Annotated in this window: 22 protein-coding genes and 1 tRNA gene; 3 read left to right on the plus strand and 20 right to left on the minus strand. The window is 59.0% G+C overall.

The features are described from left to right. Positions 1-12: 12 nt before the first annotated feature. The 3 genes from gcvT (at position 13) to KUA23_RS24125 (ending at position 2329) form a co-directional block, all read left to right on the plus strand. Positions 13-1137 carry a glycine cleavage system aminomethyltransferase GcvT gene (gene gcvT, locus KUA23_RS24115; RefSeq protein WP_100492227.1) on the plus strand — a complete coding sequence of 375 codons (1125 nt, stop codon included), beginning with the start codon at positions 13-15 and terminating at the stop codon, positions 1135-1137. A 395-nt stretch (positions 1138-1532) separates the two neighbouring features. Continuing rightward, positions 1533-1745, plus strand: a complete 213-nt coding sequence (locus tag KUA23_RS24120; protein WP_034109143.1) for a cold-shock protein — start codon at positions 1533-1535, stop codon at positions 1743-1745. A 95-nt stretch (positions 1746-1840) separates the two neighbouring features. Further along, a complete protein-coding gene (locus tag KUA23_RS24125) occupies positions 1841-2329 on the plus strand; it encodes an RDD family protein (RefSeq protein ID WP_010208122.1) in 489 nt (162 codons plus the stop codon). A 136-nt stretch (positions 2330-2465) separates the two neighbouring features. Here KUA23_RS24125 and nadA read toward each other — a convergent pair whose 3' ends face one another. The 20 genes from nadA to KUA23_RS24225 form a co-directional block, all read right to left on the minus strand. Next, positions 2466-3524, minus strand: coding sequence for a quinolinate synthase NadA (gene nadA, locus KUA23_RS24130; protein WP_252992980.1), 1059 nt, complete (start codon positions 3522-3524; stop codon positions 2466-2468). Between the two features lie 256 nt (positions 3525-3780). Beyond that, positions 3781-5067 carry an OmpP1/FadL family transporter gene (locus tag KUA23_RS24135; protein WP_252992981.1) on the minus strand — a complete coding sequence of 429 codons (1287 nt, stop codon included), beginning with the start codon at positions 5065-5067 and terminating at the stop codon, positions 3781-3783. A gap of 318 nt (positions 5068-5385) precedes the next feature. Continuing rightward, positions 5386-5461: transfer RNA gene (locus KUA23_RS24140), tRNA-Lys, on the minus strand. A gap of 63 nt (positions 5462-5524) precedes the next feature. Beyond that, a complete protein-coding gene (queC, locus tag KUA23_RS24145; RefSeq protein WP_025854756.1) occupies positions 5525-6199 on the minus strand; it encodes a 7-cyano-7-deazaguanine synthase QueC in 675 nt (224 codons plus the stop codon). Positions 6200-6215: 16 nt separating this feature from the next. Further along, entirely contained in the window at positions 6216-6863 is a 648-nt protein-coding gene (gene queE / locus KUA23_RS24150; RefSeq protein WP_078050008.1) for a 7-carboxy-7-deazaguanine synthase QueE, read from the minus strand. Positions 6864-7027: 164 nt separating this feature from the next. After that, positions 7028-7861, minus strand: a complete 834-nt coding sequence (gene ybgF, locus KUA23_RS24155) for a tol-pal system protein YbgF (protein WP_016975447.1) — start codon at positions 7859-7861, stop codon at positions 7028-7030. A gap of 6 nt (positions 7862-7867) precedes the next feature. Then, positions 7868-8368, minus strand: coding sequence for a peptidoglycan-associated lipoprotein Pal (gene pal, locus KUA23_RS24160; protein ID WP_003209827.1), 501 nt, complete (start codon positions 8366-8368; stop codon positions 7868-7870). A gap of 55 nt (positions 8369-8423) precedes the next feature. Continuing rightward, positions 8424-9704, minus strand: coding sequence for a Tol-Pal system beta propeller repeat protein TolB (tolB, locus tag KUA23_RS24165; protein WP_033898484.1), 1281 nt, complete (start codon positions 9702-9704; stop codon positions 8424-8426). 17 nt (positions 9705-9721) lie between these two features. Beyond that, positions 9722-10795 carry a cell envelope integrity protein TolA gene (gene tolA / locus KUA23_RS24170; protein ID WP_016975448.1) on the minus strand — a complete coding sequence of 358 codons (1074 nt, stop codon included), beginning with the start codon at positions 10793-10795 and terminating at the stop codon, positions 9722-9724. Continuing rightward, complete coding sequence (tolR, locus tag KUA23_RS24175; protein WP_161634127.1) at positions 10795-11247, minus strand: protein TolR; 453 nt, start codon at positions 11245-11247, stop codon at positions 10795-10797. Before tolR ends, tolA begins: the two co-directional genes overlap by 1 nt. A gap of 23 nt (positions 11248-11270) precedes the next feature. Beyond that, entirely contained in the window at positions 11271-11966 is a 696-nt protein-coding gene (gene tolQ, locus KUA23_RS24180; RefSeq protein ID WP_010208111.1) for a protein TolQ, read from the minus strand. Between the two features lies 1 nt (position 11967). Next, positions 11968-12423 carry a tol-pal system-associated acyl-CoA thioesterase gene (ybgC, locus tag KUA23_RS24185; protein WP_015885610.1) on the minus strand — a complete coding sequence of 152 codons (456 nt, stop codon included), beginning with the start codon at positions 12421-12423 and terminating at the stop codon, positions 11968-11970. Positions 12424-12562: 139 nt separating this feature from the next. After that, the gene (ruvB, locus tag KUA23_RS24190; protein ID WP_003193867.1) at positions 12563-13621 is read right to left on the minus strand and encodes a Holliday junction branch migration DNA helicase RuvB; all 1059 of its coding nucleotides are present in this window, start codon (positions 13619-13621) and stop codon (positions 12563-12565) included. Further along, complete coding sequence (gene ruvA, locus KUA23_RS24195; protein ID WP_003175802.1) at positions 13622-14233, minus strand: Holliday junction branch migration protein RuvA; 612 nt, start codon at positions 14231-14233, stop codon at positions 13622-13624. It lies immediately after the preceding gene. 65 nt (positions 14234-14298) lie between these two features. After that, positions 14299-14823, minus strand: a complete 525-nt coding sequence (gene ruvC / locus KUA23_RS24200) for a crossover junction endodeoxyribonuclease RuvC (RefSeq protein ID WP_016975450.1) — start codon at positions 14821-14823, stop codon at positions 14299-14301. A gap of 156 nt (positions 14824-14979) precedes the next feature. Beyond that, entirely contained in the window at positions 14980-15726 is a 747-nt protein-coding gene (locus KUA23_RS24205; RefSeq protein WP_058423270.1) for a YebC/PmpR family DNA-binding transcriptional regulator, read from the minus strand. 148 nt (positions 15727-15874) lie between these two features. Continuing rightward, a complete protein-coding gene (aspS, locus tag KUA23_RS24210) occupies positions 15875-17650 on the minus strand; it encodes an aspartate--tRNA ligase (protein ID WP_021491234.1) in 1776 nt (591 codons plus the stop codon). Between the two features lie 107 nt (positions 17651-17757). Then, entirely contained in the window at positions 17758-17979 is a 222-nt protein-coding gene (locus KUA23_RS24215) for an FmdB family zinc ribbon protein (RefSeq protein ID WP_010208103.1), read from the minus strand. Positions 17980-18145: 166 nt separating this feature from the next. Further along, the gene (locus KUA23_RS24220) at positions 18146-18502 is read right to left on the minus strand and encodes a ribbon-helix-helix domain-containing protein (protein WP_078050010.1); all 357 of its coding nucleotides are present in this window, start codon (positions 18500-18502) and stop codon (positions 18146-18148) included. Between the two features lie 180 nt (positions 18503-18682). Further along, the gene (locus KUA23_RS24225) at positions 18683-19156 is read right to left on the minus strand and encodes a Dps family protein (RefSeq protein ID WP_003193874.1); all 474 of its coding nucleotides are present in this window, start codon (positions 19154-19156) and stop codon (positions 18683-18685) included. Positions 19157-19383 lie beyond the last annotated feature (227 nt).

The following is a 19383-nucleotide window of genomic DNA, read 5'->3' on the forward strand; positions in this document are numbered from 1 at the left end:
CAGGAGCTGAATATGTCCACCGAAACCCTGTTGAAAACCCCTCTGCATGCCCTGCACATCGAATTGGGCGCGCGCATGGTGCCCTTCGCCGGCTACGACATGCCGGTGCAATACCCACTGGGCGTGATGAAAGAACACCTGCATACCCGTGATCAGGCCGGGCTGTTCGACGTTTCCCACATGGGCCAGATCCGCCTGACGGGCGCGAACGCCGCCAAGGCCCTGGAGACCTTGGTACCGGTCGACATCATCGACCTGCCGGTCGGCATGCAGCGCTATGCGATGTTCACCAATGACCAGGGCGGCATTCTCGACGACCTGATGGTGGCGAACCTGGGCAACGACGAGCTGTTCCTGGTGGTCAACGCCGCTTGCAAGGACCAGGACCTGGCGCACCTGCGTCAGCATATCGGCGACCAATGCACCATCGAGCCGTTGTTCGAAGAGCGCGCCCTGCTGGCCCTGCAGGGTCCGGCGGCGGTCAAGGTGCTGGCGCGACTGGCGCCGGAAGTCACCAAGATGACCTTTATGCAGTTCGCTTCCCTGCGCTTGCTGGGCGTGGACTGCTACGTCAGCCGTTCGGGCTACACCGGTGAGGACGGCTTTGAAATCTCCGTGCCCGCCGCCAACGCCGAAAGCCTGGCCCGCAGCCTGCTGGCCGAGACCGAAGTGCAGGCCATCGGCTTGGGCGCCCGCGATTCGCTGCGCCTGGAAGCCGGCCTGTGCCTGTACGGCCACGACATGAACACCGACACCACACCGATCGAAGCCAGCCTGCTGTGGGCAATCTCCAAGACCCGCCGTGCCGAGGGTGCGCGCGCTGGCGGCTTCCCAGGTGCAGACAAGATCTTCACCCAGCAGCAAGCCGGTGTGAGCCGCAAACGCGTAGGCCTGTTGCCACAGGAGCGCACGCCGGTGCGTGAAGGCGCAGAGATCGTCGACGCAGACGGCACCGTGATCGGTAGTGTGTGCAGCGGTGGTTTCGGCCCGACATTGGGTGGCCCGCTGGCAATGGGTTACCTGGACAGTGCATTTATCGCACTGGACACTGAAGTGTCTGCGCTGGTGCGTGGGAAAAAGGTGCCACTTCGTGTAAGTAAAATGCCATTTGTACCGCAACGTTACTTCCGCGGCTGATTGGATGTTTCTATAAGTAACGCGGTTGCGTTAACGTGCACTAATCTGTAACGCAACCGCCATAAAACAGTGCACTGCCGATAGTCTTTCTTATAAGGATCAACCTATAACAAGTGATCAACTCTATCGAATAAGTCGGGATCCACAACAGTCACCCAAGTGTCATATGCCCCAGCAAACGCTGGGCTTTTGGCAGGGCTTGTTTTTTCTCTATTAGTTGGCGTAGAGTTTATCCACTGTGTTTGCATGGGTCGCTTGGAACCTGGACCTGGGCAGTAGCTGAAGTAGTTGCGCTACAACCCGTTCGACGTCTCTTACTTTCCTGCAACCCAGCCCAGTACTCTTTCATGCGAAAGGGGCTGTCATTAATTTTTAGCGTCAAAGGAAAGAAGAAAATGTCTGATCGTCAGAGCGGTACCGTCAAGTGGTTTAACGACGAAAAAGGGTTTGGTTTTATCACTCCAGAAAGCGGTCCGGATCTGTTCGTGCATTTCCGCGCTATTCAGGGCAACGGCTTCAAGAGCCTGAAAGAAGGCCAAAAGGTCACTTTCAAAGCCGTGCAAGGCCAGAAAGGCATGCAGGCTGACGAAGTACAAGCAGAAGGCTGATCCTTGCTGCGACAAAAAGCCCCTGATGGTGACATCAGGGGCTTTTTTATATGCGTATGCTCGTAAAATGGCTTTTTTAATCAGAGAGCCCTGCCATGTCAAAACCCCTGCTGAGCCCCCAAGGCGAGTTCCCCGCCGTTGGCCTGGGCCGTCGTCTGGCAGCGATGTTCTATGACTTCCTGTTGTGCACTGCCCTGCTGATCGTCACGGCGTTTATCTACAAGCTGATCTGGATCGCGTTTGTCGGCGAGGCGAAGATGCGCACCCTCACCGAATCCGGCGCGCTGGACGGCGACCCGTTGTTGTCGACGATTCTATTGTTTGTGCTGTTCGGCTTCTTTGCCAAGTTCTGGACCCATTCCGGGCAGACCCTGGGCATGCAGGTGTGGGGCGTGCGCGTACAGAACGCTGACGGCTCGCGCATCAGCCTGTGGCAGGCGCTGTTGCGCTTTGTGGTGTCGATTGCGTCGTGGTTGTGCGTGGGGCTGGGGTTTATCTGGTCGCTGGTGGATAAGCGCAAACGCAGCTGGCATGACATCTATTCGGATACGCAGTTGGTGCGGATTCCCAAGCAGAAGAAATAACGCCCTGACGAGAGGAAATCAACATGTGGGAGGGGGCTTGCTCCCGATAGCAGGGTATCAGTTGCAGATGAGCTGACTGACACTCTGTTATCGGGAGCAAGCCCCCTCCCACATTTTTTACTGAGCCCGCCTTGAGTCAGGCGTTGCCGGCGAGCTTGAGGCGAGCAGCCTGGGTGAAATCCAGCATGCGCTTGAGCGGGCGCACCGCGTGGGGGATCACGGAAGGCTCGACGAAGATTTCGTTGCTGCCCTCACGCAGGCACTGCAGCGTGCGCTCCAGGGTGTTCATCGCCATCCACGGGCAATGTGCGCAACTGCGGCACGCGGCGCCGTTGCCGGCGGTAGGCGCCTCGACGAAGACCTTGTCCGGGCACAGCTGCTGCATCTTGTAGAAGATGCCACGGTCGGTGGCGACGATGAAGGTCTTGTTCGGCAGGCGCTGGGCAGCGGCAATCAGCTGGCTGGTCGAACCCACGGCGTCCGCCAGTTCGATGACCGCCGTCGGCGACTCAGGGTGCACCAGGATGGCCGCATCCGGGTACAGCGCCTTCATGTCTTGCAACTGCTTGGACTTGAACTCTTCGTGGACGATGCAGGCACCGTCCCACAGCAGCATATCGGCACCGGTCTGGCGCTGGATGTAGGTGCCCAAGTGCTTGTCCGGGCCCCAGATGATCGTCTCACCGTTGTCCATCAGGCTTTCGACGATTTCCAGCGCGCAGCTGGAGGTGACCACCCAATCCGCCCGTGCCTTGACCGCCGCGGACGTGTTGGCGTAGACCACCACGGTACGCTCGGGATGCTGGTCGCAGAACGCCGAAAACTCATCGACCGGGCAACCCAGGTCCAGGGAGCACGTGGCTTCCAGGGTCGGCATGAGGATGCGTTTTTCGGGGGTGAGGATCTTGGCGGTCTCGCCCATGAAACGCACGCCAGCGACCAGCACGGTCTTGGCTGGGTGGGCGGCGCCGAAGCGGGCCATTTCCAGGGAATCGGAGACACAGCCACCGGTTTCTTCGGCCAGGGCCTGGATTACCGGGTCACAATAGAAGTGGGCAACCAGCACCGCGTCCTGAGCCTTGAGCTCGGCGGCGATGGCGGTACGCAGGCTCGCCTCTTCGTCAGCACTGAGAGCCTTGGGCTGCTTGGCGTCGAGGTGGGCTTGTACCAGAAGGCGTTCGGAAATTTGCGTCATGTTCGCAAGACCTGCAGGCGCAGTTGCGCGAAAGTCGAGTGTACCACCGGCTCTGGAGCCCTTCGGGCGCCGCCGGACGAAGTGATTGTGTTCATCAAGCACGGTTAGGGATGAAGCTGCGCAAGGCTACAGAATATCCAAGGGTTTCAAAAGCCAAATCTGGAATTCGCCGGCGTATCTGTCGGGCAAAAAAAAGGGAAACGCCAGGGTTGGAGTCTCCCTTTTTTACCACAGGCTCTTTGCTGTTTCGCAGAGATCAGAAGCGGTAAGTCACCGACCCACCAAAGCCATTGGCGCTGTTTTCATATTTGGCATCATAGGTCAGGCCAACCTGGGAAAGGTTCTGCCGCACCTTGATCGGTTCTTCCTTGAGGTAGGAATACGCCACGTCGAAGGTCAGGTTGTCGACGGGCGTCCAGCCGGCGCCCAGGCTGAACACCGTGCGGTCACCCGTAGGAATCCGCACGGAGCGGTCGGTGTTGTTGGTCGGCGTCTGGTCCACCGAGAAACCGGTGCGCAGCACCAGCTCTTTGTTGACCCGGTACGCCGCGCCGATGGCGTGGGACCAGGTGTCATGCCAGTGCTGTTGCTCGGTGATCGAGCCCAAGCCGCCGAATTGAGCGGTGAGGTCGGAGACACCGTCGTTGTTGATGGTGATCTTCTTCAACTGGCTCCAACGCGTGTAGGTGCTGCCAAGGTAGAGGGTCCAATCGTCATTCAATTGATGGGTGACCGAGAAATCCACGGACGAAGGCGTGGTCACGTCCAGGCTGGCGTCATACTTCTGCGGCCCGCCGTCGAATGCATCGGAAATCAAGCCGGACGCATGGGTCTTGCCGCTGAGGTGGTACACCACCTGCGAGTGGTAGGTCACGCCAATGCGCGTGTTGTCGAGGGGTTGCACGAGAATACCGGCGTTGAACCCGGTGGCGTTGTCATCACCTTTGACTTTCACGCTTTCGCCAGCGCCGCCACCCAGTGGCACATTGGAATCCAGCTCGCCGCTGATGCGGTTAAAGGTCGGGCCAAAGCCTACCGAAATCTTGTCGTTGAACGCGTAGCTGACGGTGGGCTGCACGGTGATGACCGACACCTTGCTCTTGGTGCCAAAGCCATTGCCCTGGAAGCTGTGCTCATAGTCGGTCACCAAGCCGAACGGCGCGTAGATGCCCAGGCCGAACGCCCAGTGCTCATCGATGGGCGTGACCAGGTAGCCCATCGGCACGGCAATGCCGGGCACCATGTCGCCCTTGTTAGTGCCTGGGTTGTTGGCACCGAACTGCGAGGAACTGGCGTCCTTGATGTTGGTTTTGGCGTCGAGGTAAGTCGCGCCGAGGCTGACTTCATTCTGCTTCAGGCGCGACATGCCGGCGGGGTTGCCGAACACTGTACTGGCGTCTTCGGCCGAGGAGGAGCGACCCGCGTAGCCCGTGCCCATTGAACTGATGCTTTGTTCATTGAGCGCGAAACCACCGGCAAGCAGTTGGGTTGAGGCAAGGGAAACGGCGAGCGCCAAGGCGCCTTTAAGAGTTTTGTTATTCATTATTAGGACTCGAATTGTGGGGCAGCGACGAGGAAGCTACCAACGTTCGAGCGGGGGGTTTATGAAGAGTTTTTCATGTGTGGAATTGTCGGACAATTCTATGTATTTCAAAGACTTTGATTGTTTTTTCGTTTCCCGTAATGACCTTTAAACCCGATTGTGACCCATTGGTTTTGGCGAACGCTTCACCCTGGCACAGATACAAGAAAGCCCCAGGCTTTTCATTCACCTGGGGCTCGATGTGTTTTCAGGCAGGCAAAAAAAAACCCGGAAATCCTCACTTGCGTGGGCCTTCCGGATTTTCTAAACCGCCAAAAATGGTGGGTCGTGTGGGATTCGAACCTACGACCAATTGGTTAAAAGCCAACTGCTCTACCAACTGAGCTAACGACCCGCTGTGTGGTGGCGCGTATAATACTGATTTCTAAGGATTATTCAACACCTTATTTGAAATAAATCAGAAATAACGCGTTGGGTCAGTAATTCCGGCGGCTTGGAAGCCTTCTGCACGCAGTCGGCAGCTGTCGCATTTCCCACAAGCACGGCCGTCATCGTCTGCCTGATAGCAGGAAACAGTCAGCGAATAATCGACGCCAAGTCCTACGCCCGCCTTGACGATATCGGCCTTGCTGAGGTTTTGCAGCGGCGCCAGGATACGGAAGCCCTGCCCTTCTACACCGGCCTTGGTCGCCAGGTTGGCCATGCGCTCGAACGACTCGACGAACTCTGGGCGGCAGTCCGGGTAGCCGGAATAATCCACCGCGTTGACGCCGATAAAGATATCGCGGGCGTTGAGCACTTCTGCCCAGCCAAGGGCGAGGGACAGGAACACCGTGTTACGCGCTGGCACGTAAGTCACCGGGATGCCTTCGCCGGGGGTTTCCGGCACGTCGATGCTGCTGTCGGTCAGGGCGGAGCCGCCAATACCATTGAGGTTCAGGCCGATCACCTTGTGTTCGACCACCCCCATGTCACGGGCGACGCGGGCAGCCGCGTTCAGTTCGGCGCGATGACGCTGGCCGTAGTCGAAGCTCATGGTGTAGCAGCTATAGCCTTGCGCCTGCGCCATGGCAACCACCGTGGCGGAGTCGAGACCGCCAGACAGCAGGATTACCGCGCGTTTTTGATCCATGGTGTGCTCATTCATATCAGCGTCCTGGCTCGTCGTTCCAAAGGTATTTATGCAGCTGCAATTGCAGGCGCACCGGTAGGTTGTCCGCGACCACCCAATCGGCGAGGTCACGGGCATTCAGGTCATGATGGCTGGGTGAAAACAGTACTTCACCTGCGCGACGGTCCAACCCGTATTGAATCAACTTGGAATTCGCCCAGTCGTAGTCATCGCGCGAACAGATAACAAACTTGACCTGGTCATTGGTCGTCAGCAGCTCGATGTTCTCGTAGCGATTACGGTGCGCTTCCTTGGAGCCTGGGGTCTTGAGGTCGACCACACGACTTACACGGGGATCGACCGCTGAGATGTCCAGGGCGCCACTGGTCTCCAGGGAAACCTCATAGCCGGCGTCACACAGTTGTTTAAGCAATGGGATGGCATTGGGCTGGGCGAGCGGCTCACCGCCGGTCACGCAGACGTAGCGCGGCTTGTAGCCGGCAACCTGCTCCAAGATGTCATCAAGAGTGCGCACCGTGCCGCCACTGAAGGCGTAGGCGCTGTCACAGTATTGGCAACGCAAAGGGCAACCGGTCAGGCGCACAAATACTGTGGGCAGGCCAGCCGTCCGCGTTTCACCCTGCAACGAGTAAAAAACTTCGGTAATACGTAATGTGTCTTGCATAGTCGCCACGGGCGTAACAGCTAAACAGGCTGTCCGCCTCCGTCAGGCACTTTGAGGGACCCCGCCAACGCGTAGACCCCAAAAAGCGTGTTTCATAAAAGGGCGTGGATTCTAACGAAAAAACCCGCGCCAGGCGCGGGTTTCTTCTAAACGGGCTGCATTGCCTACAAGCGTTGCAGGTCCCGCTGGGCCAACTGGGCAGCGGAAGTCCCAGGATACTGGGCCACCACCTGCTGCAGAATGCCTTTGACCTTGTCGGTATGACCCAGGCGGCGTTCTACGTCAGCGAGTTTATACAGCGAATCCGGCACCTTGGCGTGCTTGGGGTACAGCTGGCTGACCTTGGCAAATGCCTGGCCCGCGCCCTGTAGATCACCCTTGGCCAGGTTGACTTCACCCAACCAGTATTGGGCGTTGCCCGCATACTGGCTGTTCGGGTATTTACGCAGGAATGCGGTAAATGCCTGGCTGGCCTTATCGAAATCCTTGGCTTTGATCAGGTCGAAGGCTGCATCGTAATACAGCTTCTCCTTCGCCGGATCACCCGGTTCGCTGCTCGCGGCAGGGGCTTGGCTGGCAGCCGCCCCTGCTGCTGCACCACCGGCAGCAGCGCTTGGCGCGCCACCGGCAGAAGAATTATCAGGAGTTGCGGCAGGTTGAACGCCGGCTCCAATGCGTCGATCAAGATCCTGGTAACGCTCCAGGCCTTCTTGCTTCAGCTGGTTCACTTGGTTCTGCAGTACTTCAATGGTGCCTTGTTGCTGCGCCAATTGATCCTGCATGCGTTGCAGCTGGTTGAACAGTTCGCCCTGTGCCGAGGGAGCGGACGTAGCCGCTCCCCCCGCATAGGCGCCGTTCGTGCCATAACCTGCTGGCGGATAACTGCTCCCGCTATTGTTATAGCCAGAGTTGCTATCTTCCACAGGAACCGCAGCCCACACCGCAAGCGGTGCGAGGCTGAGAGCCAATACAGTTAGAGCACGACGGCACGTTCGCATGACGAATTACTTACGCAGTTCGACGCGACGGTTTTGAGCCCAGGACTGCTCGTCGTGGCCAGTAGCAACTGGACGCTCTTTACCGTAGGAAACCAGTTCCAGTTGGCCTGGAGCAACACCTTGCAGTACCAGGTAGCGCTGAACGGCTTTCGCACGACGCTCGCCCAGTGCCATGTTGTACTCACGAGTACCACGTTCGTCGGTGTTACCTTCCAGAACAACGCGAGCGCCGTTAGCTTTCAGGTCCTTCGCGTGAACGTCCAGAGCGCGCATGGCTTCTGGTTTCAGGTCCGAACTGTCGTATTCGAAGTAGAAAGTGGTGATAGCGCGCAGAGCAGCTTCTTCGCTCAGGGAGCCGTCAACCGCACCAGTGTTAGCGCCGTAACCAGCGTTTGGATCAACAGCTGCGCCTTCACCGGCATTGTCGCCGCCTTTAGACGAGCAACCAACGGCTACGGACAGAGCCAGAGCCAGAGCAGCAAACTTACCAAACTTCAGCATTTCCATCGTGAAACTCCTAATGAACCCCAGTGTGTTAAGTACTTCTTTTTGTAGCGCCGCGTCAGTTCAGGTAAGGGGACCAGGATGGTTCTCTGACTTCGCCTTGTGCGGTAGGAAGTGGGAGCCTTACGCGTCCATTTATGGACACGAGCATCAAGACTCCCCGGCCCTGCTGGCGGGTGGCGTAGATTACCATGGTGCCGTTGGGCGCAACAGTGGCTGACTCATCAAGGTTGGTATCTGTGAGGATTTTTACGGTTCCGCGCTGCAAATCCTGGGCCGCAACCCGGAAATTAGTGAAACCATCCTGACGGTGAATCATCACCAACGTCTTTTCATCGGCCGAAAGCTTAGGGTTGGCGTTGTAGTTACCGATAAAAGTAACACGCTCTGCCCCACCACCATTCACGTTCGCCTTGTAGACCTGTGGCTTGCCGCCGCGGTCAGAGGTGAAGTAGATCGTCGAACCGTCCTTGCCCCAGAACGGTTCGGTATTGATACCCGGGCCGCTGGTTGCGCGAGTGATCTGGCGCGAAGCCATGTTCATCACGTAGATGTCCGGGTTGCCATCCTTCGAGAGCACGAACGCCAGGCGCGAACCATCCGGCGACCAGGCCGGTGCGCCATTGAGGCCTTCGAAGTTGGTGATCTGCTCACGACGGCCAGTATCGATGTGCTGGACGAAGATACGCGGACGCTTCTGCTCGAAGGACACGTAGGCAATACGCTTGCCGTCCGGCGCGAAGCGCGGCGACAGGATTGGCTCACGGGATTGGAGCAAGGTCACAGCCCGTGCACCGTCGTAGTCCGAGCGCTGCAAAGTGTAACGAGTGTTGTCTACAGAGAAACGCTCAGCCGTTACGTAAAGCAGACGCGTCGAGAACGCACCCTTGATACCGGTGAGCTTTTCAAACGACTGGTCCGAGATGTAGTGGGCCATGTCGCGGATCTGCTCGGCAGTGCCCGAGACGCTGCCGGTCAAGACCTGCTGCTCGGTTGCCACGTTGAACAAGGTGTAGGTGATTTGCAGGCGACCGCCGGCCGGCGTGATGTTGCCGACCATCAGGTACTGCGCACCGACGGCTTTCCAGTCACGGAACACGACTTCGCTGGCCTGGTTTGGCTGGCTGATCATATTGCCTTTCGGAATCGGTGCGTAGTAACCGGAATTGCGCAGGTCGTCGCTGACGATCTGGGCCATGTCGTCCGGCAGCACGCTGCCGCCCTGCCAACCGAACGGTACTACGGCGATCGGGGTGGCCCGATCGCTACCGCTGGTAACCAGGATGTTCTTTTCATCCGCCGCCGCTATCCCTGCCATACAGCAAATAACGACAAGCATTCCTCGAAGAAGGTTTCTCACAAGGCTAGATCCTCAGGTGTGAATGTCATCTTGAATGAACGATAGGGAGCGAAGTCGCTTGGTTTCATTCCCTGCATCTCGGTCAACCGGCCAATGTTCTTGACCGCGGCAACCGCCGAACTGTCGAACGAACCGTCACCACTGGACTTGGACACGCTGACCGAAGTCACCGTACCGTCCGGCAACATGCCGATCTGCAGCACTACTGTCATGCCTTTGCGCGCCGAAGGTGGACGTGTCCAGCCTTCTGCTGCCCGCGCTCGAATCAGGTCGTCGAAACTGCCCGCGACTTCATCACCACGCTCATCGGCCAAGGCTTGCTGACGCTGCGGCGTGTCGGAGAGCAAATCTGCCAAGGCCTGGGCCTTTTTCTCTTCGGCGGATTTGCGCGCTGCTTCCTGGGCCTTTTTCTTCTGGGCGTCGGCGGCAGCTTTCTTCTTCGCGTCGTCGGCGACTTTTTTCTTCGCCTCGTCTGCTTCAGCTTTTTTCTTGGCGTCTTCGGCGGCTTTTTTCTTCGCGTCTTCGACTATTTTCTTCTTGGCGTCTTCAGCAGCCTTTTTCTTGGCCTCTTCTTCAGCCGCTTTTTTGGCTTCTTCTTCAGACTTCTTCTTGGCTATATCAGCCAATTGTTTCTCTTCGGCCTTTTTCGCTTCGGCAGCTTTCTCGGCTTTCTTGGCTTCATCAGCCTTTTTCGCCTCGTCAGCCTTCTTGGCTTCGTCAGCCTTTTTCGATTCCTCGGCCTTTTGAGCCGCCTCTTCTTTCTTTTGTTCCGCAGCAGCCTTCACCGCTTCCTGCTCGACCTTCTTCTGTTCCATCTGCTCGACTTCAGTCTGGCGCGCAGCCGACTTCTGGGCCTCACCCGCAATCTTCTGATTGGTCTGGGTGGTGGCCTGACTTTTCGATTTCAGCTGATACAGGGTCGCCTGCACGATCGGCTTGGCTGGCGGCAGGTCCGGGGTCATGGCAAAGCTGACGAACAGCATGCCAAACACCAGGACGTGCAGGGCAATTGCCCAGACGCTAGGCCAGAAGTAGCTTTCCGAGGCGGACGGCTCTCGCTGTTGCTGCATCAGGGCGCCTCGGTAATCAAGCCAACGTTACCCACGCCGGCCTTCTGCAGCCCGCCCATGGCACCCATGACGGAGCCGTAGTCGACCGCCTTGTCACCGCGGATGAACACCTGGGTGTGCTTGCCGCCTTCGTTGCCGGAACGAATGATCTTGGTCACCGCGTCGGTCATCGCCGGCAAGGTCAGGGCCTTGTCCTGCTGCTTCTGAGTGTCGACTTCGCTGCCAAGGTTCCAGTAATAGGTCTTGTCGGACTTGATCGAAATGGTCAGCACCTGGGTGTTGTTGTCCTGGGGCAAGGCTTCGCTGGAAACCTTGGGCAGATCAACCTTCACACCCTGGTTGAGCATCGGCGCGGTCACCATGAAGATAACCAGCAGCACCAGCATCACGTCGATGTAAGGCACTACGTTCATCTCGGCGACCGGCTTGCGCTTGGTTCGAGCTCGAGTGATTAAAGCCATCGGGAGGTACCTGCTTATTCTTCGCTGGTGTGCACTTTACGGTGCAGGATCGCCTGGAATTCATCGGCGAAGGTGTAGTAACGGCCAATCAGGTTTTCGCCGCGGGCGGCAAAACGGTTGTAGGCAATTACTGCGGGGATAGCAGCGAACAGGCCAATCGCGGTGGCGATCAGGGCTTCGGCGATACCCGGGGCTACGGTGGCCAGGGTCGCTTGCTGCGCCTGGGCCAGGCCACGGAAGGAGTTCATGATCCCCCACACAGTACCGAACAGACCGATGTACGGGCTCACGGAACCAACGGTGGCGAGGAACGGCAAGCTTTGCTCAAGCTTTTCTTCTTCGCGGGAAATGGCCACGCGCATGGCACGGGCCACGCCTTCCATGACCGCTTCCGGGTCAACGCCTGGCTGCTGGCGCAGGCGGGAGAATTCCTTGAAGCCGGCGCGGAAGATCTGCTCGACGCCCGAATCCGGGTCCGGATTGCTGCCGGCCTGGCGGTACAGCTTGGACAGGTCGATACCCGACCAGAAGCGCTCTTCAAAGCTCTCCAAGGCACGTCGACCGGCACGCAGCAGGTTGCTGCGCTGAAAAATCATGACCCAAGAGGTAACCGATGCGGCTACCAGGGTCAGCATGACCAGTTGAACCACAACACTGGCATTGCTGACCAGGCTCCACATGGAGGAATGGTCGACGACGGTAGGTTCCACGCTAAATCTCCTGCTTTGATTGTTTACCCGCGCCGCTTACATCGGCAAAGGCCGCACGTAGAGCTTCGGGAATGGCCCGGGGTTTCAAACTATTGGTGCGCACACAGGCCACCAGGAACTGCCCCTCACAGAGCAGCGTTGCATCCGTTGCCCGCCTGACCTGCTGCTTGAAACGCAGGCTGACACGGTTCAATTCGATTACTTCAGCGCTTACCAACAATTCGTCGTCCAATCGCGCCGGCGCGTGATACCGCGCCTCGCTGGAATGCACGACGAATAACAGGTCCTCCCCTGCCAGCTGGGATTGGGCAAAGCCCAGCTCCCGTAGCCGCTCGGTTCGAGCCCGCTCCATGAACTTGAGGTAGTTGACGTAATACACGATGCCGCCGGCATCGGTGTCCTCGTAATAAACGCGACAGCGATGTGCGAACGACTGATCCCCGTTTTGCGCGCGCATACTCTAGTGCTTACTCCTCAGGTTGCCAATCCGGCTCGCAACTGTTTTTTTCATACGCTGAAACATTTCCAGTGACTGAATGACGACACCAGCCACTAGGACAGCACAAACATCGAATAAATCGACTTGCGTGAAGCTTTTAATCGTCCACTGCATCGAGGAATTCGTCTACCACGGGCATCTCGCCCAATCGTGACGGAATGTTTAACCCGAAGTGCAGATAGGCGTGGCGCGTTACCACCCGCCCCCGTGGCGTGCGCATGATGTAGCCCTGCTGGATCAGGTACGGCTCCAGCACATCCTCAATGGTGTGGCGCTCCTCACTGATGGCCGCCGCCAGGCTATCGACACCCACAGGGCCACCGTCGAACTTTTCGATCATGGTCAAGAGTAGACGTCGATCCTGGTGATCGAAGCCGTGCTCGTCCACATCCAGCAGGTTCAAGGCCAGGTCGGCCACGGCCTTGGTGATATGCCCCTTGGCCCGCACTTCGGCAAAATCGCGCACACGGCGCAGCAAGCGGTTGGCAATCCGTGGCGTGCCACGGGCCCGACGGGCAATTTCAAAGGCGCCTTCCGGGTCCAGGGGCAAGCCGAGGATGCTTGCCGAACGGCTGACAATGGTCGCCAGGTCGGCCGTGCTATAGAACTCTAGACGTTGAACAATGCCGAAACGGTCTCGCAGCGGGTTGGTCAGCATGCCTGCACGGGTCGTGGCGCCGACCAGCGTGAATGGCGGCAGATCGAGCTTGATCGAGCGGGCCGCCGGGCCTTCGCCGATCATGATGTCGAGCTGGAAGTCTTCCATGGCCGGGTACAGCACTTCCTCGACGATCGGCGAGAGCCGGTGGATCTCGTCGATAAACAGCACGTCATGGGGCTCGAGGTTGGTCAGCAACGCCGCCAGATCCCCCGGACGCTCCAGCACCGGGCCGGAGGTGGACTTGATCGACACGCCCATTTCCTGGGCAATGATGTTGGCCAGGGTGGTCTTGCCCAGGCCCGGCGGGCCGAAGATCAGTGTGTGATCCAAAGACTCACTGCGCCCGCGCGCAGCCTGGATGAACAACTCCATCTGCTCGCGCACGGTGGGCTGGCCGATGTATTCGGCGAGGCTCAGGGGGCGGATGGCGCGGTCCTGGACCTCTTCACGGTCGCGTGGGCCGGTGGCTGCAATCAGACGATCAGCTTCAATCACTTAAATCATTCCCTTCAGGGCGCGGCGGATCATGTCTTCACTGCTCAGGTTCTTGTCCTTGATGGCCGATACGGCCTTGCTGGCTTCCTGCGGCTTGTAGCCCAGGGAAATCAGCGCGCTGACCGCATCGCTTTCGGCACTGGCGACCTGGCCGGCCGGCATGTCCGGCTGGTTCGGCACCAGAGCAAACATGCTCGGTACGACTTCCCAGGCCTTGAAGCGGTCCTTGAGCTCCACCAACAGGCGCTCGGCGGTCTTCTTGCCGACGCCCGGCACCTTGGTCAGCGCCGAGGTGTCCTGGGCCGAGACGGCACGCACCAGCTCATCCACTTCCAGGCTCGACATCAGGGCCAGGGCCAGTTTCGGGCCGACCCCATTGAGGCGGATCAGCTCGCGGAAGAAGTCGCGGTCGCGCTTGCCAATGAAACCATAGAGTAGTTGCGCGTCTTCGCGCACCACCAAATGTGTGTGCAGCGTTATCGGCTCACCGACCGACGGCAAGCGATACAGGGTGGTCATGGGCACTTCCAGCTCATACCCCAACCCATTTACATCCAGAATCAGGTGCGGCGGCTGTTTCTCAGCCAGGGTGCCGCGCAAGCGTCCAATCACGGTTCAGATCCTTAAAGCTTGGGGTCAGAGCACGGCCCGACCGGAAAACGATTGCGCTGATGCTATCAGAGACGCAGGCGCCCGCCACGACTGCGTGCCGTGCCCAGGCCATGAGGCAGCAAGCTTGAGCGAGTGTGCGCATGGCAAATGGCGATAGCCAGGGCGTCGGAGGCGTCGATCTGCGGTTTTGACGTGAGCTTGAGCATGTGCATGACCATCATCTGCACCTGCTCTTTGTTCGCCGCGCCGGTGCCGACCACGGCCTGTTTGACCTGGGTGGCGGTGTATTCGGCGATTTCCATGCCCTCCTCGGCGCCGGCAACGATGGCGGCGCCACGGGCCTGGCCGAGCTTGAGGGCTGAGTCGGCGTTCTTGGCCATGAACACTTTTTCGATGCCCATGGTGACCGGCCCGTAGGTCTGGATCACTTCACGCACGCCGCGATAGACGATCTGCAGGCGCTCGGCCAACTCGCCCGCACCGGTGCGGATGCAGCCCGACGCGACATAGACACAGCCGCGCGGGGTCTGTTGCACCACGCCAAAACCGGTGATGCGCGAACCGGGGTCGATACCTAGGATTAAAGTCATAACGCCTGCGGGTTGGGTAAACACATTTTTTGATACCGGGAGGTTCAATGTGGGAGGGGGCTTGCCCCCGATGACAGTGTGTCAGTTATCTCTCAATCGACTGAACCACCGCTATCGGGGGCAAGCCCCCTCCTACATTTAAAACTACATCGCCCTTCAGCCTAGCTGTTCGGCTACAGACTCAGGGATGTCGGCGTTGGAATACACGTTCTGCACATCATCCAGGTCTTCGAGCATGTCCAGCATCTTCAACACTTTCTGCGCTCCGTCCAGGTCCAGTTCGGCACTGGTGGTCGGCAGCATCACGATTTCTGCGTCGGTGCCCTTGAAGCCAGCAGCTTCCAGCGCGTTGCGCACGGCGTAGAAACTGGCAAACGAAGTGAACACATCGATGGAGCCATCTTCGTTGGTCACCACGTCGTCGGCATCTGCCTCCATCGCCGCTTCCATCAGCGCGTCTTCATCAGTGCCCGGCGCGAAGGAGATCTGCCCCTTGCGCTCGAACAGGTAGGCCACCGAACCATCGGTACCCAGGTTGCCGCCGCACTTGCTGAACGCATGGCGCACGGCTGCCGCGGTGCGGTTGCGGTTGTCGGTCATGCACTCGACCATCACTGCAACGCCGCCGGGGCCGTAACCTTCGTAGCTCAGCTCGACCATGTCGTCGGTATCGGCGGCGCCGGCACCACGGGCCACGGCGCGGTCGATGATGTCACGGCTCATGTTGGCGCCAAGGGCCTTGTCCAGCGCCAGGCGCAGGCGCGGGTTAGAGCCCGGGTCGCCACCGCCCTGGCGGGCTGCGACGGTCAGCTCGCGGATCCACTTGGTGAAAATCTTGCCTTTCTTGGCATCCTGACGCTCTTTGCGGTGCTTGATGTTCGCCCACTTGGAATGGCCAGCCATAACACAACTCCGAAATTCTGTAGAAACCTTGTCAATCCCGCTGGGCAGGACTTCTCTCTTTAAATCACAGCCCTTGTAACGCAAAGGCGCATCCGAAGATGCGCCTTTTTAGACTGCGTAAACCTCAGTGCGCTTTCACGCAGCAGCCTTACTCAGCCTTCGGCGTCTCGCGCAGGCGGATGTGCAACTCGCGCAATGCCTTGGCATCCACCACACCTGGAGCCTGGGTCATGACGTCCGCAGCACTCTGGGTTTTCGGGAAGGCGATCACTTCACGGATCGACTGGGCGCCGGTCATCAGCATCACCAGGCGGTCCAGGCCGAATGCCAGGCCACCGTGCGGCGGCGCACCATATTTCAGGGCGTCGAGCAGGAAGCCGAATTTCTCTTCCTGTTCCGCTTCGTTGATGCCCAACAGACGGAAGACCGCTTGCTGCATCTCTTTGCGGTGGATACGGATCGAACCGCCACCCAGCTCGGTGCCGTTGAGTACCATGTCGTAGGCGCGGGACAGGGCGCCTGCCGGGTTGGCTTCCAGCTCGGCCGGCGAGCACTTCGGCGCAGTGAACGGGTGGTGCAAGGCGCTGAAGCTGCCGTCGTCGTTCTCTTCGAACATCGGGAAGTCAACGACCCACATCGGGGCCCATTCGCAGGTCAGCAGGTTCAGGTCGTGACCCAGCTTGATGCGCAGCGCGCCCAGGGCTTCGCTGACGATCTTGGCCTTGTCGGCGCCGAAGAACACGATATCGCCGTCGACTGCACCGACGCGGTCGAGGATCGCGTTCAGGTTGTCCAGCGGAATGTTCTTCACGATCGGCGATTGCAGGCCGTCAACACCGTTGGCGCGCTCGTTGACCTTGATATACGCCAGGCCCTTGGCACCGTAGATGCCGACGAACTTGGTGTAGTCGTCGATCTGCTTGCGCGGCATGCTTGCGCCGCCAGGCACGCGCAGGGCGGCAATGCGGCATTTCGGGTCGTTGGCCGGGCCGCTGAACACCTTGAAGTCGACTTCCTTGAGCTGGTCGGCCACGTCCACCAGTTCCAGCGGGTTACGCAGGTCTGGCTTGTCGGAACCGTAGCGGCGCATGGCTTCTTCGAAGGTCATGTGCGGGAAGTCGCCGAATTCCAGGTCCAGCACTTCCTTGAACAGGTTGCGGATCATCTGCTCGGTCAGGCCCATGATCTCTTTTTCATCGAGGAAGCTGGTCTCGATGTCGATCTGGGTGAATTCCGGCTGGCGGTCGGCGCGCAGGTCTTCGTCACGGAAGCACTTGGCGATCTGGTAGTAGCGGTCGAAGCCAGCCACCATCAGCAACTGCTTGAACAGTTGTGGCGATTGCGGCAGGGCGAAGAACGAACCGGCGTGGGTACGGCTAGGCACCAGGTAGTCACGCGCGCCTTCCGGGGTGGCACGGGTCAGGATCGGGGTCTCGACGTCCAGGAAGCCGTTTTCGTCGAGGAAGCGGCGGATACTGGTGGTCATGCGCGAACGCAGGCGCAGCTTCTCGGCCATCTCCGGACGACGCAGGTCCAGGAAGCGATAACGCAGGCGGGTTTCTTCGCCGACGTCGGAGTATTCGTTGAGCGGGAACGGCGGGGTTTCCGATTCGTTCAGCACTTCCAGTTCATAGCCCAGCACTTCAATGCCGCCGGACGCCATGTTCTTGTTCACGGCACCGGCCGGACGCAGGCGAACCTTGCCGGTGATCTTCACTACGTATTCGCTGCGCACGCGGTCGGCGGCGGCGAAGCTCTCGGCGCGATCCGGGTCGAACACCACCTGGGCCAGACCATCACGATCACGGATATCGAGGAAGATCACCCCGCCGTGGTCGCGGCGACGGTGAACCCATCCGCAAAGGGTGATTTCCTGACCTTCCAGGGTCTCGTTCAGTTGGCCGCAATAGTGGCTGCGCATCATGGTAGTGGTTTCACTTCTCGTAATTCGAAATTCGGTGGAGGCCTGCCTCGTCACCGTACATTAAAGCAGGGGACGGATAATGCAGGAGCCTGCGCGTAGAGTTCAACTCAGTCTGCTTTGTCGCCGCCCGCCAGGTTCTTCTTCGAGCCGGTCTTGAAGTCGGTCTCGTACCAGCCGCTGCCGCTCAGGCGGAAGCCTGGCATGGACAACATCTTCTTGAGCTCCGGCGCCTGGCAGGCTGGGCAATCGACCAGCGGCGCTGCGCTGATCTTCTGAATGGCTTCCAACTGATGACCACAGGAAGCACATTGATAGTCGTACATGGGCATGGAGATGTCTCGGCGATCAGATCGTTACTGCGCCACGCCTGGCCTACGGGTGGGCGGCATGCGTAGCAAAGCGCGGGATTATATCTGGTAAATCGAGGCAGCGCAGCCGGCTTTCTGCCCGGAGCCCTGCCCGCCACGAAGGAAGGCCGGCCCCGAAGCCCGGTGGCTATACCAGGGACTGCCCCGGTAAACAGGTCGGTTCAATACACCCTTTCAAGGCGTGAACCACGCACACCACCCTGACCAACCCACTGAAGTTCTTCACACCGCCGTAACGCAGGTGCACTTCCCGATCGACGTAAGACAGCAACGCACTGACTGAACAGGCATTGATCCTGGCTATCTCCGTGAGGATATTCCAATAGATCTGCTCCAGCCGCAGGCAAGTGGAAAACCCGTTGAGCCTCACTGACCGGGACAATGGCTTGGCCAGTCCCATATCGAACCCTTTTGCAAAGGGGTCGATCTTTATCTTATGGAAACCACCGGTTTCCATCACTCCATTACCCACTCCGCGTGACATACACCTGACACTCCATTGCCAAACAGCAGCCCATGGGTTGTCCCATTGGGCAGTCGCCCTATAAAACAGCAGGCAGAGGCAGGCAGCCAGAAGACGCGGCGTCGATAGACGTAGGACAACGCCAGGAAATGCGCGGAAACAAGCGAGCGGCGCCAGGACGGCGCCACTCAGGGTCGGCGTTTACTGATTTTCGAGCAGCGAGCGCAGCATCCACGCGGTTTTCTCGTGAACCTGCATGCGCTGGGTCAGCAGGTCGGCGGTCGGCTCGTCGCTGACCTTGTCGAGCAGTGGGAAGATGCCGCGCGCGGTACGAGTGACCGCCTCCTGGCCGGCGACCAACTGCTTGATCATCTCTTCTGCGCTGGGCACGCCTTCCTCTTCCTTGATGGACGAAAGTCGGGCGTAGATGGAGTAGGCACCCGGCGCCGGGAAACCCAGGGCACGGATACGCTCGGCAATGGAGTCCACGGCCAGCGCCAGCTCGTTGTACTGCTCTTCAAACATCAAGTGCAGCGTGCGGAACATGGGGCCCGTGACGTTCCAATGGAAATTGTGGGTCTTCAGATACAAAACATAGGTATCGGAAAGCAGCCGTGAAAGCCCGTCGACGATGGATTTACGATCTTCTTCACTGATACCGATATCGATTGCCATGTTTATCCCCTTCAATTGACAAGCATTCATTGATCCGGTGCAGGACCACTCTAGCAAGAGTGGCAGCGATGCGCAGCCCGGCGCGGCAATTCGCCCCGGCGTGGCCGGTCAAACGGTGGGTCCCAAGCCTTTGGCCAGAGTAGGAAATATCCCTGCAACCCCGCTTGAAACACCTGCACGTGTCTAGGACAAGCGTTTGACGCAGAAATGCCATGTCCCTTGCAACA

The sequence above is a fragment of the Pseudomonas pergaminensis genome, from assembly GCF_024112395.2.
In the GTDB taxonomy this organism is placed as follows: domain Bacteria; phylum Pseudomonadota; class Gammaproteobacteria; order Pseudomonadales; family Pseudomonadaceae; genus Aquipseudomonas; species Aquipseudomonas pergaminensis.

Bases quoted from the DNA above. Each gene is read 5' to 3' on its own strand.
- pal (WP_003209827.1), bottom strand. From the start codon at position 8,368: ATGGAAATGCTGAAGTTTGGTAAGTTTGCTGCTCTGGCTCTGGCTCTG.
- ybgC (WP_015885610.1), bottom strand. From the start codon at position 12,423: ATGCGCGCGCAAAACGGGGATCAGTCGTTCGCACATCGCTGTCGCGTT.
- KUA23_RS24220 (WP_078050010.1), bottom strand. From the start codon at position 18,502: ATGTCACGCGGAGTGGGTAATGGAGTGATGGAAACCGGTGGTTTCCAT.
- tolA (WP_016975448.1), bottom strand. From the start codon at position 10,795: ATGCAGCAACAGCGAGAGCCGTCCGCCTCGGAAAGCTACTTCTGGCCT.
- ruvC (WP_016975450.1), bottom strand. From the start codon at position 14,823: ATGACTTTAATCCTAGGTATCGACCCCGGTTCGCGCATCACCGGTTTT.
- ybgF (WP_016975447.1), bottom strand. From the start codon at position 7,861: ATGCGAACGTGCCGTCGTGCTCTAACTGTATTGGCTCTCAGCCTCGCA.
- KUA23_RS24125 (WP_010208122.1), top strand. From the start codon at position 1,841: ATGTCAAAACCCCTGCTGAGCCCCCAAGGCGAGTTCCCCGCCGTTGGC.
- gcvT (WP_100492227.1), top strand. From the start codon at position 13: ATGTCCACCGAAACCCTGTTGAAAACCCCTCTGCATGCCCTGCACATC.
- KUA23_RS24215 (WP_010208103.1), bottom strand. From the start codon at position 17,979: ATGCCCATGTACGACTATCAATGTGCTTCCTGTGGTCATCAGTTGGAA.
- nadA (WP_252992980.1), bottom strand. From the start codon at position 3,524: ATGACGCAAATTTCCGAACGCCTTCTGGTACAAGCCCACCTCGACGCC.
- KUA23_RS24225 (WP_003193874.1), bottom strand. From the start codon at position 19,156: ATGGCAATCGATATCGGTATCAGTGAAGAAGATCGTAAATCCATCGTC.
- KUA23_RS24135 (WP_252992981.1), bottom strand. From the start codon at position 5,067: ATGAATAACAAAACTCTTAAAGGCGCCTTGGCGCTCGCCGTTTCCCTT.
- queE (WP_078050008.1), bottom strand. From the start codon at position 6,863: ATGCAAGACACATTACGTATTACCGAAGTTTTTTACTCGTTGCAGGGT.
- KUA23_RS24205 (WP_058423270.1), bottom strand. From the start codon at position 15,726: ATGGCTGGCCATTCCAAGTGGGCGAACATCAAGCACCGCAAAGAGCGT.
- KUA23_RS24120 (WP_034109143.1), top strand. From the start codon at position 1,533: ATGTCTGATCGTCAGAGCGGTACCGTCAAGTGGTTTAACGACGAAAAA.
- tolB (WP_033898484.1), bottom strand. From the start codon at position 9,704: ATGCTTGTCGTTATTTGCTGTATGGCAGGGATAGCGGCGGCGGATGAA.
- queC (WP_025854756.1), bottom strand. From the start codon at position 6,199: ATGGATCAAAAACGCGCGGTAATCCTGCTGTCTGGCGGTCTCGACTCC.
- aspS (WP_021491234.1), bottom strand. From the start codon at position 17,650: ATGATGCGCAGCCACTATTGCGGCCAACTGAACGAGACCCTGGAAGGT.